Source organism: Litoribacter ruber, assembly GCF_018500185.1.
Taxonomy (GTDB): domain Bacteria; phylum Bacteroidota; class Bacteroidia; order Cytophagales; family Cyclobacteriaceae; genus Litoribacter; species Litoribacter ruber.
Genome location: NZ_JAHBGI010000002.1, coordinates 221,467 through 235,989 on the forward strand (window position 1 = coordinate 221,467; position 14,523 = coordinate 235,989).

3 protein-coding genes are annotated in these 14,523 nt (G+C 40.6%); all 3 read left to right on the forward strand.

Annotated features, from left to right (window positions below; all coding sequences use genetic code 11):
* Positions 1 to 585 precede the first annotated feature (585 nt).
* The 3 genes from KIH41_RS03290 (at position 586) to KIH41_RS03300 (ending at position 14,486) form a co-directional block, all read left to right on the forward strand.
* Positions 586 to 5,670, forward strand: coding sequence for a PAS domain S-box protein (locus tag KIH41_RS03290; RefSeq protein ID WP_214161492.1), 5,085 nt, complete (start codon positions 586 to 588; stop codon positions 5,668 to 5,670).
* A 194-nt stretch (positions 5,671 to 5,864) separates the two neighbouring features.
* Positions 5,865 to 10,127, forward strand: a complete 4,263-nt coding sequence (locus KIH41_RS03295) for a PAS domain S-box protein (protein WP_214161493.1) — start codon at positions 5,865 to 5,867, stop codon at positions 10,125 to 10,127.
* Positions 10,128 to 10,622: 495 nt separating this feature from the next.
* A complete protein-coding gene (locus tag KIH41_RS03300) occupies positions 10,623 to 14,486 on the forward strand; it encodes a PAS domain S-box protein (protein ID WP_214161494.1) in 3,864 nt (1,287 codons plus the stop codon).
* Positions 14,487 to 14,523 lie beyond the last annotated feature (37 nt).

The window sequence follows — 14,523 nt, forward strand, 5'->3', positions numbered from 1 at the left end:
TCAATACTCATTGGGTAATTTTGTATTTATATAACATTTACTTTCCTCTATATTGATTTGCATTTCTTTTCGCTTTTAGGATTAAAAACCTTTTTTGAAAAGTAAGGATGTCACAAAACGAAATCTTCTTTCGATTTAAAAACTTTTATTTTTCTTGAGGATAAAAATGTTCATATCTGTATTCTTCCAGTTTGTATCTCTTTTATGGGGATTGATTTGCTCAATGTCGGGATTTTTGGGTAAACAATACACGTCGCGACCAAGTTAATGGATCATCCGATAGGATGCTGGAAACCAAACTCAAAAGAAAAAATTATTACCCCCTGTAAATTTTAAGGGCAATCCAAGCAACTATTACCAGCAGGACAGCTTTTTTGTGTAGTATTGATTGAACAAAAATAAACAACTTTCAGCATCTCGTATAACACATGGATCGGATTGTACTGCACTGTTTATACACGATAAATTATACTTTTACTGGATTTTAAAGCACTTAATTTCAACATTTATCCTTAAATTGCGCCAATTCCCAGTTAGACCTATTTGCGAAATAGTATAAACATCATTCTAAAGACTTATACATAAATGTTACAAGCTTACCGGAAAGTGTTTAAAGATTCAGTGGTTCCTTCGGCAATCTTCGATGTGGATGCTCCCACCTTCACCATCTTGGATGTAAATAAGGCCTATACTGAAGTTGTGAAGTCAAGTTTCGAGAAGATAGTCGGAAAAGGCGTCTTTGAGGCTTTTCCGGATTTGGGGGAAGGCGAAAATCATGGGCAAAGTGACCTGCTTGCGGCTTTAAAGGAGACCATCGCCACCAAGGATGTTTTTAAGATGCCAGTCATCAAATATGATGTCATCAACCAGCAGACTGGAAAGCGCGAGGAAAAATATTGGGAGCTGAGTTCCTCTCCTATGCTTGATTCTTCTGGAAAGGTAGAGAGCTTACTGATCCAAATAAATGATATTACTCCTCACCTGCGCACTCTTATGGGAGGCGGGAATATCGGTATGGGTAAAAAATCAACTTCCCTGTTTGAGGAAATTGATTTTAAATTTAAGAATATTTTTGATTTTTCTTCAGCAGGCATTGCCCTGTTGGATTTAGAGGGCCACTGGATGGAAGTCAATCCCAAGATTCCTAAAATGTTCGGGTATAGCCGTTGGGAACTCTTGAAAATGAACTTTCAAAAAATGACCCACCCTGGGGATCTCGACCATTGCCTAGAATTACTCGATGATTTGGTTGAAGGGAAGAAAGATTCTTTCGAAACCGAAAAAAGATACTATCACCGCAATGGCAAGGTGATTTGGGTAGTGTCCAGTCTGACCATAGTGAGAAAACCCAATGGTGAACCCAATTATTTCGTAGCTCATTTCTTAGATATCACAGAGAAAAAACAAATAGAACTTGCCCTCCAAGAAAGCGAACAAAGGCATCAGTCCTTAGTGACTCATAATCCCGATGCAGTTTATTCTTTTGACCTAGAAGGAAGATTTATAAGTGCCAATGTAAGTACCTATAAGCTGGTGGAAAAAACAGCCGAGGAGTTAATAGGTTCGCTGTTTTTACCTTTTATTCAATTTGATGATAAAAGAAGGGTTTATGAAAATTTTTTAAAAGCTTCAGCAGGTGATTCTATCACTTATTCTTGTGGGGTCATGACCTCAACTGGTAAGGAAAAATTTATCCAGGTGACCAATATGCCCATTATTTCACAAGATAAGATTGTAGGGGTCCATGGTATTGCAAAAGACATCACAGACAAAGTATTGGCAGAAAAGCAACTTCTGGCTTCCAAGGATCAATACGAACAATTGATCTCCACCGTGGATGGGATTGTGTGGGAGTCAGATGATAACCTGAAATTTCATTTTGTAAGCCCCCAAACCAGCCACATTCTCGGATATGATCCAAATGACTGGTACGCCAATGAAAACTTTTTAATGGACCACCTCCATCCGGAGGATAAAATGCGGATTTGGAAAGAGTTTCTAGTCGGTATGGAAAAAGGGTCCAACTTCAGTTTTGAGTTCAGAATGATCAATGCGGATGGCAACACCGTGTGGCTGAGGACTAATGTAGCCGTAATCCGGCAGCGCAAACGCACCCTGCTCCGGGGTGTATTGTCCGATATTTCTGAAGCAAGAGAAGCCATCATCGCCCTACAGGCCAACGAAGCCAAGCTGTCCAAGATCATGGATAGTGCAGTGGATGTAATTTGCACAATTGATGCCGAGGGTACTTTCGTGGATTTAAACCCAGCTGCAGAGCAGATGTGGGGTTATAAGCCGGAAGAAATGAAAGGCAGAAAAATCTATGAATTCATATTGGAAGAAGATCTTCCCAAAACCTACCATGAAGCCGAGGCCATTGTAAACGGGAAAAATATCAAGACATTTGAAAACCGCTACCACCATAAAAATGGCCACTTGGTCAATAATATATGGTCTGCAAGTTTTGATCGCCAGACTGGGCTGATGTATTGTGTTGCCAGGGATATATCGGAAAAGAAAGCCGTAGAATATCAATTGCAGCAAAGTGAGCAGCGCTTCAAAAACCTAGTACAAAATGGCGCCGATATCGTTGGTATCATGGATGAAGAAGGGGTATTTAAATATGTCAGCCCCAATACTGAATCCATCACCGGATTTAAAAGCGAAGAAATAGTGGGTAAAAATGGATTTGAATTTGTCCATCCTGATGATTTGGAGAAGATATCCAATAAGGAGGAGGAATTGGCCAATACCAATAAAGTAGCTTTGCCCCCCCATAGGTTTAGGTGTAAAGATGGATCCTTTATATGGATAGATAGCGTGATTACCAACCATCTTTCTGACCCCGCTATCAATGGGTTGGTATTCAATAGCCGAGATATTTCTTTCAAAATCGAGGCCGATCAGGAACTGAAAAAATCTGAGGAAAGGCACAAGCTTTTATTTCAGTTGAGTCCGGTCCCTCAATTTGTATATGATAGTGAATCTTTGGAGATTTTGGATGTTAACCAAAAGGCAGTTGATTTTTACGGATATTCCTATGAGGAATTCACTACATTGACTATCAAAGACATCAGACCAAAGAGCGATTTGCCAAAACTCCAGGCCTCATTGGAAAAAATGAAAGGCAAGCAGTTCAAGGATTTTGGAATATTCACGCATCAAAAGAAGGATGGCACCTTGGTGAAAATGGAAATCTCAGGCTATGAAATGGACTTCCATGGAAACAGTAGTGTAATGACTGTGGCTGTGGATGTAACCGAAAGAGAAAAAGCCCTGGATGAAATCAAAAACCAAAAAGCCAAACTTATCAAGGCCCAGGAAATGGCAAAGATGGGATATTGGCAAATTGATTTAAAGGACAACTCCCTGTATTGGAGCGAAGAAACCTATAAAATCTGGGAGCAAGAAGCGGAAAATGTGTCGAACGTGGATTGGTTTTACACGACAATTTACCCACAGGATGTCCATATTATCCAGAATTCTTTTACCCATTCATTGGAAACGGGGTCTGAACTGGATATTGAATTCAGGATTCAACTCAAAGATGGCCGTATAAAATGGATCCATGAATTGGGTAAAATGGTGCTGGATGAGCAGGGTAAACAAGTTTATTTTGAAGGGACCGTCCAGGATATTACCGAAAGAAAACTCGTTCAGGCCAAGTTGGAGGAAAGCAACCAACGGTATGAATTGCTGATCCAAGCTACATCTGAGGCTATTTTCGACTGGGACATGGTCAATGGAGACATTTATTATGGACAAGGCTTTGAAAAAATGTTTGGGTATGATATCGATGAGCTCGGACAATCCCGAAAAGAATGGATCAAGTTCATTCACCCAAACGACAAAAATGACCTCGACTCCAGTTTGGATGAATTCCTGGAAGGCACTGCTCAAACTTGGGAGCATAACTGCCGGCTTATAAATGCCCAAGGGGTTAAGTACTATGTAAATCTCTATGCAATTGTTGTCAGAAGTGAAGAAGGAATCCCTTTGCGTTTGGTGGGCACCATCCATGATATTACCTTAAATGAGCAACAGGAAAAAGAAAAACAGTTGAAGTTTGAGTTAGGAAGGTCATTTGCCCTAAACGATTCCCCACAACTTTCCATGGCAGGTTGTTTGGATTCACTTCTTCGGTATACCGAAATGATCTATGGTGAAGTATGGGTACCTGCAATCGCTGGCCAAAACCAATTGACTTTACTTACTCATAAAGGTAAATTAAAGGTAGACCCTAATCGATATCCTACCCTAATGGATTTGGACCAAGGAATGCAGGGGGCAGTCTGGAATCAAGACCAAGTTTCCCTTCTAAATGAACTTTCGAATAACGATGTATATTATAGGAAGGAATTTGCCAAGCTCAACAAGCTCGAAACTGCTGTTGCATTCCCTTTAAATTCAGTTGGCCAAAGCCTTGCCATGGTCATCCTGTACTCTAAAGAAAAGATAACAGACCTGAATAATCTTAATTATATAAGCTCGGCCACCCTGGAACAAATAGCAAGCGACTTCCGGCGTAAAACGGTTGAAAATGAGCTTAACCTCTTTTTTGATTTGTCCAAGGATATTTTGGCTATTACAGGTTATGACGGATATGTTAAAAAAGTAAATAATGCTATTCAATCCATTCTTGGATATACCCCTCAGGAGTTATTGAGTATTCCATTCGAGACCCTTATTCATCAAGAGGACGTAGATAGGACCAAGAATTTCATTGAAGAGACGCGGAAAAATCAATCCTTAGCCCACTTTGAAAATAGGTATATACATAAGAATGGACATGAGGTGTGGATGGCATGGACGGTGAGTCCTTACGTCCAAGAAAATGTCCTATTTTGTGTAGCTCGGGATATCACAGAAAATAAATTGAAGGAACAGGAGCTGCGGGAAAGTTCCGAGCGAATATTCAATATTCTGGACAGTATAAAGGATGGGTTTTATGCTTTGGACCGAAATTTCAAGGTCACCTATTTTAATGATGAAGCAGAAAGGCTTCTGCAAAGAAAGAAAGAAGATGTCATAGGACAATCCCTTTGGAAGGAGTTTCCCGAAGCCGAAAGTCCAGAACTGAAATTTTACACCAATTATAAAAAGGTGATGGACACTCAAGAGCCAATTACTTTCATGGAATATTTCGAACCATTAGAAGGCTGGTTTGACATCACTGCCTATCCTTCAGAAGAGGGGGTATCGGTATATTTTAAAAATGTTACCGACAAAATCCTTAAAGATGAAGAAATTGAGAAGGCCAATAGCCGGGTGAATAAGATTTTGGAAAGTATTCAAGATGCCTTTTTTGCCATAGAAGAAGACTGGACAGTCACCTATTGGAACAAGGAGGCTGAAAGATTATTGGGTATAGGCAGGGAAAATGTGGAAGGTAGAAATCTGTGGGAGGTGTTTCCTGAAGCTACAAAGCGTCAGTTTTACCCCAAATATAAAGAGGCCTTGCAGGATAGAAAGGTGGTAACGGTCATAGATTATTATCCTCCTTCTGATAAGTGGTTTGAAGTGACGGCCTACCCTGCCGAATCCGGACTTTCCATTTATTTTAAAGATTATACGGAAAAGAAAAAAATGGAAGTGGAATTGGAAAAATTCAGGAAGGCCTACCAGGGAAATCCCGAAGATTTTGCTGTAGTGGATGTTAACAATAATTAATGGTTTAATCTTTGGTAGATTTCAACTTTAAAGCAGTTATTAGCCTCTGGTTTGAAATTAAAATATTATCTCATCAAAAGCCTGGGCTATTGTCCAGGCTTTTGTTTTATGGCAAATCGGGATAATTTGGAGATTTTTCTGTATTTTGCCTGAATTAAACCCTTATAACCTAACTACATCAAGGCCTTAGAGCTATGGATAAAACTTACTCGCAGATCTTTCAGCATATTTCCTCACCTGCGGCCATTTGTTTAGCTGACGCCCCCCAATTTACCCTTCTTGATGCCAACCCAGCCTATCTTGCGGCGGTACAAGCCAAAAGTGAAGACATTATTGGGAAAAGTGTTTTTAAGGCATTTCCCGATCTTGGCGAAGACCGCAATGCCGGGGGAGGTTCCAAGGAACTTTATGCCTCTTTGAAGAAAGTGGTGGAAACCGGCAAAGAGGTCAAACTCCCAGTTTTTAGATATGACATCCATGACTCCACATCTGGTGAGGTAATCGAAACTTTCTGGGAAAGTCATTATATACCGCTTTTTGGTGAGAATAATACCGTAACCAGAATATTAGCCAAAATTGAAAATGTAACCGACCATGTTAAAACTATGGTCAATCCCAACCCTGGTATTTCTTTGCTAGATGAGGTAGATTTAAAATTCAAAAATATATTTGATCTTGCCTCCGAAGGCATCGCTTTGGTGGATTTAGAATACAACTGGAAGGAGGTCAATCCTAAATCCTGTGAAATATTAGGATTTAGTCGCTGGGAATTATTGAAGAAAAACTTCAAGCAAATGACTCATCCAGCTGACTTGGACACCCTTGACCTCGGACTGAAAAATCTACCGGAAAGCTTCAAAGGTGAAATAAGGTTTTATAGCAAGCAGGGGGGCATCGTTTGGACCTTCCTGAGCATGAATCTGGTGAGGAAGAAGGATCGCAGTCCCTATCATTATGTGGCCCATCTGCTAGATATCACAGAAAAAAAAGAAATTGAAATCGCCCTGCAGGAGAGTGAGCAACGATATCAATCCCTGTTTTTGCAGAATCCCGATGCCGTTTTCGCTTTTGACATGGATGGGCGCTTTGCATCGGCCAATGAAGCTACTTTGAAACTCAGTGAGTCTACCATGGAAGCCCTTATTGGCTCATATTTTCTCCCTCTTATCCCCTTTGAAGACAAAAGAAGGGTATATGAGAATTTCCTCCAAGCATCCATGGGTACGGCCATCACCTATGAGACAGGACTGATATCAGCCAAGGGGACGGAGCGTACCCTTTCAGTAACCAATATGCCTATTAAAACAGGTGGTAAAATCATTGGTGTCTTTGGTATTGCCAAAGACGTAACCGAAAAGGTAAAGGCAGACCAGGCCATCCAAAAATCCAGGGATCAGTACGAGCAGCTCATCTCCACTATTGATGGTATAGTATGGGAGGCAAATGAAAACCTTAAAACGGCATTTATTTCTCCCCAATCCGAAAAAATCCTCGGCTATAAGCCCAAAAAATGGTATGCCAATGATAATTTTTGGATGGAAAAAATTCATACCGAAGACCATCAAAAGTTTTGGAAAAGCTTTCTCGAAGGTATGGACCAAGGCGGCAATTTTACCATGGAATACCGTATGGTAGGATCCCTTCAACAGATCGTTTGGATCCGAAACCAGGTTACCGTAATCAAACGCCCCGGGCGGGCCACGGTTTTGAGAGGTGTAATGAGCGATATCACCGCTTCCAAAATCACTGCACAAGAACTTGAAATCCAGCAGGCCAAACTTTCCAAGATCATGGAGAGATCCTTGGATGTGATTTGCACCATTAATGAAGATGGACATTTCGTAGACCTCAGCGATGCCTGTGAACGCGTTTGGGGGTATACCAAAGAAGAGTTGACAGGAGTTTCTTTTTATAATTTCGTGCATCCAGATGATTATGATGGCACCGTAAATGCCATGGGAGAAATCTTGACTGGCAAGGATATCCGCTCTCATGAGAATAGGTATATACACAAAAATGGCCATGAAGTCCCTATGATCTGGTCAGCCCATTACGATCCTGAAACCAAATTGATATACTCTGTAGCCAGTGACATCACCAATAGAAAAGCTGCCGAAATTACCATGCAACTGAATGAACGCCGGTACCGCGCTTTAGTGCAAAACGGGGTGGATGTGGTGGGTATTGCCAATTCAGAAGGTGTGTATGTGTATATAAGTGATAACATTTTTGGGGTGACCGGCTACACCGCTGAAGAATTAACCGGAAAAAACAGTGAGTCTTTGATTCATCCAGAGGACGAACACATTTTGATTGAAGCCCTCCAAAATATTCACATCCAAAAGCAGCTTACCATGCCCCCCCACCGGTTTAAAAAGAAGGATGGCACCTTTATTTGGGTGGATACCATCGTAACAAACCTGTTGGATGATCCAGCTGTTGAGGGATTGGTTTTTAATTCGAGGGACATTACACATAAAATTGAAGCCGAAAGTGCGCTGAGGATTTCGGAAGAAAAATATAGACTTCTCTTCCACTCCAGCCCCCTTCCCCAATGGATTTTTGATGAAGCATCACTCAAGTTTTTGGATGTAAACCAGACGGCTATCAATAAATACGGCTACACAAGAGAAGAATTTCTGTCTATGACCATCAAGGACATCAGGCCGAAAGAGAATATTCCTAAGCTCAAAAAATCCTTAAAAAAATATGACCCCAGTAATGGGGTGCACAACTATGGAGTACACACCCATCTCAAAAAAGACGGCACTCCTATAAAAGTGGAAATTTCTGGCTATGATTTTCATTTTAGGGATAAAAAAGGGGTAATGATCGTGTCTGTAGATGTAACCGAACGTGAAAATGCCCTTAAGCAGATCCAACAACACCAGCAACAGTTACTGACAGCCCAAAAAATGGCTCACATGGGCTATTGGGAAGTCCGGGTGAATGAAGAAAGGCTTTATTGGAGTGAAGGAGTTTATGAGATTTGGGAAATTAACCCAGATATGTCAGTTGATCTGGAATACTTCTTTTCTACAGTGCATCCAGCAGACTTAAATTATGTCAGGGAGCAGGTGGGTAAGTCAATGGAAAGTGGAGAACCACTTGATATTGAGTATAGAATCCAGCTTTCGCAATTTAGAACCAAATGGGTGCAATCTCTGGGGAAAGCAGTGAAAGATAGCAAAGGTAATCTTGCCATTTTTGAAGGAACAGTTCAGGATATTACCGGAAGAAAAAATGTGGAAGCAGAATTGGCGGAGAGTAACAAACGTTACGAATTGGTAATTTCCGCAACCTCGGATGCCATCTATGATTGGAACTTGGAGAAGGAAACCATTTTGTTTGGCGATGGTTTTTACAAGATTTTTGGTTTCAAAGACCAACCCTTTTCCAATTTGTCAGAATGGGAAAGTAAAGTACATCCAAATGACCGCAAAGAAGCCTTGCAGAGTATCGCTAGATTCATAAGTAGCAAGGAAATACATTGGGAATGCAGGTATAGGTTTCAACGTGCTGATGGAGAATATGTGATGATTCTTGATAAAGCCATGGCCATCCGAAACCAAAACCAGGAAGCCATCAGGTTGGTGGGTGCTATGGAAGACATTACCCAGCAGAGCACTCATGAGGATATAGATAAATTAAGACTTACACTGGCTGATATCTTTTCTGAAAAAGATTCCCCGTGGAAATCCTTAAAACGTTCTTTGGAAGAGATTTTAGCTTATACAGAACTAGACTACGGTGAGATCTGGCTCCCTGAGTCACCTGGAAGTGCCAAACTGAAATTAGTAGGCTGGTCCGGCTCTATAGCAGAGGAAACCTCTTATTACATCTTGGATACTGCACAAAACGGATCTTTACCAGGAAAAATTTTCAATCAAAAGGAAATAGGGTATTTTAAAAATATCCAATCCACACCCTTATTTATCAGGAAAGATTTTGCCAAAGCCAATAGGCTGGAATGCGCCGTAGGGTACCCCATGATTTTCAATGGGGAAGTATTTGGAGTCATGTTACTTTTTTCCAAGCGAAAGGAATGTGTGGTCGAAAAAGTGGCTCCAATACAGCAAAATATTTTGGACCAAATGGCTAGGGATTACGTAAGGAAAAATGCAGAGCATACCCTCAACCTGTTCTTTGACCTCTCCGAGGACATTCTCATCATATCAGATTTCGATGGTAAGGTTAAAAAAATGAATTCAGCAGCAGAAACCATCCTTGGTTACTCCGCAAATGAGCTCAATAACATCATGATTAAAGAGGCCATTCACCCTGAAGATTTGGAGGTATCTCTAGCTAAAATGCAGGATTCCATCAAAGGGAAATCTATACACCAATTTGAAAATCGGATCCAAACCAAATCCGGTCAAATACTCCGCCTCTCTTGGACTACCAGTCCCTGGGTAGAAGAAAAATTGATGTTTTCAGTGGCTAGAGTGATCACCTAGAATGTCAATGGATGCGAAGAAAGAACCCTTAAAGTAATTTTATAAACAAAATTCATATGGTTATAAACGGTTAAATAATGTAAATTAATGTAAATTTAACAATCCCAATAAAATTACATATTATCAAGCTAAACACCTTGTTTGACATGTATATTTCAAAGACACCTATATGAAATTTTATATTATTGATTTATTAATGCAAATAATTTTTAATTAATTTTAATTAAACTTCAAGAATTTTATTCTGGAAATTGAATTACAGCAATAATAACAATTGTTATCCTTTTCTTAATGCATATTTTCTAGCACATTAACGTCAAAACCAAAACATACTTCTGTTTAACTGTCAAAATTTTATTTTTTCATTTTGGAATTTTTTAAACAGTTTACCTATTGTAAGAAGCAATTAATAGAATAAAAATAACTAAATTGCCCTAAAATTGAATCTCCGCCCAATATTCAGTTTTTTCGGTCATAAGTTTTAATGCACCCACTATGGATCCAATTTTTCAACAAATATTCAATTATACCGACACCCCCTCTATAGTGTTTGGTATAGATGAACCCGAATTCACCATTAAGAATGCAAATGAAGCTTTCCTCAAAATTGCCCTTGCACCAAAAGAATTGATCGTGGGCAAAACGCTGTTTGAAGCTTTTCCTGCCATGGAAGATCAGGAACAGGGAGCTGAAGACATGCTGGTAGCCCTTCGGCATTCTTTGCATAAGAAAGAGCCTTTTAAGCTTACGGTTTTAAAGTATGATGTCAAAAATCATTACACGGGAGAAAAGGAGGAGAAATACTGGGAAATCACCAGTCAACCAATATTGGACAGGAATGGTGAGGTCCTGTATATTTTGGTAAAAACCTATGACATCACAGAATCCATTTCAGATTTGCTGGCCCCAAAATTCCAAACTGCCCTATCGGCAGAAATGGATTTTAAATTCAAGAATATTTTTGAACTTTCCTCAGTGGCTATTGCCTTAATAAACCTTGACGGAGTCTTGGTGGAGGTAAATCCCAAAATGACCGATTATCTGGGTTACGGACGCTACGAATACTTAAATCAAAAGTATGAGAAATTTATCCACCCCGCAGATATAGACAGTTTTGGATATGGTTTGGGCCAACTGAATATCGATAGAAAATCGGTATTCAACACTGAGATTAGATTCTATCATCGCAATGGCAAAACTGTTTGGTTTTACGCCAGCGTGACCCTTATCAAAGATAAAAAAGATCGGCCATTGCATTATGTGGTCCATTTTATAGACATTACCGATCGAAAAGAGGTAGAGTTGGCCTTGCTGGAAAGTGAGCAAAGATACCAGTCTCTCTTCCACCACAACCCAGACCCCGTGTTTGCTTTTAGCCTGGACGGCAAATTCATCAGTGCCAATGATGCCACATGCAGACTTACCCAGCTGACCTGGGATCAACTTTTGGGTAACTTGTTTTTGCCTTTTATCCCCTTAGATGATAAAAGGAGGGTTTTTGATAATTTTCTTAAGGCCTCTGAGGGAAAGTCTTTGAGCTACAATACTGGGTTTCTTTCCAGTAAAGGAGAACTTAAGACACTTAACATTACCAACATGCCGATCATCTCCCACGGGAAGATTGTTGGTGTATATGGTATTGCTAAAGATATCACCGATAAACTGAATGCGGAAATCACCCTGCTTAAAGCCAAAGATCAATATGAACAGCTTATTTCTACCATTGATGGAATGGTGTGGGAATCAGATGAAAACCTGAAAACGCTTTACGTCAGCCCGCAAACCAAGGAAATATTGGGCTTTTCACCCGATGAGTGGTATAATCATGAGAATTTTTGGTTTGAACACGTGCTCCAAGAAGACCGAAATGCCCTTTGGGTGGCTTTCCTGGAGGGTATGGAAACGGGGAAGAATTTTACTTTTGAATCAAGGATGATTGCTGCCGATGGCCGGACAGTATGGCTACGAAACAACGTATCTATCATCAAACGGAAAGGCCGGGCCACCGTTTTGCGTGGGGTAATGACTGACATCACCAAAGCCAAAGATGCACAACATGCTTTGGAGGCCAACGAAGCCAAGTTAAAAAAGATACTTAACCAATCTCTTGATGTCATCTGTACCATAAGCCCTGAAGGCAATTTTATTGACGTCAGTGAAGCCAGTTTGAAGGTTTGGGGCTATAAGCCGGAAGAATTGTGCGGCACCCCATACGCTGATTATGTGTATGGGGAGGACCAATTAAAAACCTCCGTAGCAGCTAGTGAAATCCTTTCAGGAGTTGACCTCACTAATTTTGAAAATCGGTATATCCATAAAGATGGACATTTGGTAGACACGGCTTGGTCGGTACATTTTGATTTTGCCGAAAAAATCATGTTTTGTGTGGCCAAGGATATTACTGAAAGGAAAAAGTACGAAGCGGCTATTAATCAGAGTAACCAGCGTTACGAACTTGTCACACAAGCCACTTCAGACGCCGTTTGGGATTGGAATATAGAGACCGGACAGGTTTTTAGGGGAAGTGGGTTTCTCAAGATATTCGGCCACAATCCCTTTCTCCTGCCCCAAAATGTCAAGGCCTGGGATAACCTTAACCATCCCAAGGACAGGGAAAGGATAGCCGAAAGTATTAAGAGATTCATAGATAGCCAAGAATTACACTGGGAGGAAGAATATCGGTATAGAAAAGCAGATGGAGATTATGCCTATGTGCAGGATAGGGCAATAGCCGTAAGGGACAATTCTGGCAAAGCCCTAAGAATAGTGGGGGCACTGTCGGATATCACACAAGAGAAATTTTTGGAAAAAGAAGACAAACTTAGGATAGATCTCGGCGCTGTCTTTAGAAAAGAAAACAGTCCCGGCAAAGGTCTTCGTAAATCCCTTGATATCATTTTGGAATTTACTGAATTGACCTATGGAGAAGTGTGGTTCAAGCCTTCAGATAAAGAAGGGTTAGTTCTCTCCTCTTTTGGGGGAAATGTGATTCAGTCCCCTCGGGATTTTCCATTAAATTTCTCAAAAGGAGAGGGAATTCACGGAAAAGCTTGGGAGACCGGCGAAAAGCTGTTTTTCACCGATCTTCAGAATTGTGAAGAGTTTGTCCGCAAGGACTTCGCCATAGCCAATAAGCTTGAAAGTGCGGTAGTCTTTCCGATTTGCTGCAATGGAGAAACTATTGCGGTTTTTGCCTTGTATGCTCAAGACAAAAACACCATCATCAGATCTACTTCTCAGATCAGCCTCAGTATCTGTGAGCAATTGGCCACCGATTACGTATGTAAGAAATCAGAAAATGACCTTAATGCCTTTTTTGACATTTCAGGTGATATGCTTTTTATAGTGGGAATGGATGGTGCCTTCAAAAAAGTGAATAAAGCCGCCCAGCAGACATTGGGATACTCAGAATCAGAGATGTTTAACGCTTACTTTGTTGACTGGGTTCATGATGAGGATAAAGAGGAAACTGTACAGGTATTTTCTAGAATGGAGGAGCCCGGTCATGTGATGAAGAATGAAAACCGCCTTAGAACCAAGTCTGGAAAGTATAGGTGGATCGCCTGGACATCTACCTCCCTAGTAGATGAAGGGGTATTTATTTCCGTAGGCCGGGACATTACGGAGCGTAAAGACTATGAGGAAAAACTTAAAGCAAGCAAAGATGAAGTAACCAAAACGCTGGAAAGCATACAAGATGCGTTTTTTGCCTTAGATAAGAGTTTTAAGGTTACTTACTGGAATCGGGAGGCAGAAAGGCTCTTAGGAGTAAAAAGAGAAGAAGTTCTGGGTAAAGTTCTTTGGGATTCTTTCCCGGAGGCAGTATCATTGGCTTTCTTTGACAAATACAACAAAGTTATGTCGGAAAAAGTATCTCTTAATTTTGAGGAATTTTTCCCTCCGGTAAATACCTGGTTTGAAGTTACCGCTTACCCTTCTGAGGATGGTATCACCGTTTATTTTAAAAACATCAACGAACGCAAGCAACTTGAGCTCGAGCTGATGCAGTTTAAAAATGTGATTGAAAACTCCAAGGAAGGCATCGGAATTCTAAACTTTGAACAGAATACCCATTACCGCAACCCCGCACTACTGGCTAAACTTGGACAGCCAGATGACAGATTCAAAGGGGTAGAAAGGCCTGCCCAGTATTTTACCGATCCAAAGAAGGCCAAGGAGGTATTTGACACTTTAACGAACGGAAAGTATTATGATGGCATCATTACCCTGACAACCCAGAGTGGGGAACATGAGGACTTTCACCTGAGCGCAGGCCCAATATTTGATGAGAAGGATAAGGTAATCGCTGTCTTTGGTATCCATTCCGAGATCAAAAAAGAAGACCAGGTACTTCAATAGAAAAAATTCCCCATGAACCAAAATCATGGGGAATTTT

What these genes read in the sequence shown, in the direction of transcription:
- KIH41_RS03290 (WP_214161492.1), top strand. Translation starts at nt 586, where the DNA reads ATGTTACAAGCTTACCGGAAAGTGTTTAAAGATTCAGTGGTTCCTTCG.
- KIH41_RS03295 (WP_214161493.1), top strand. Translation starts at nt 5,865, where the DNA reads ATGGATAAAACTTACTCGCAGATCTTTCAGCATATTTCCTCACCTGCG.
- KIH41_RS03300 (WP_214161494.1), top strand. Translation starts at nt 10,623, where the DNA reads ATGGATCCAATTTTTCAACAAATATTCAATTATACCGACACCCCCTCT.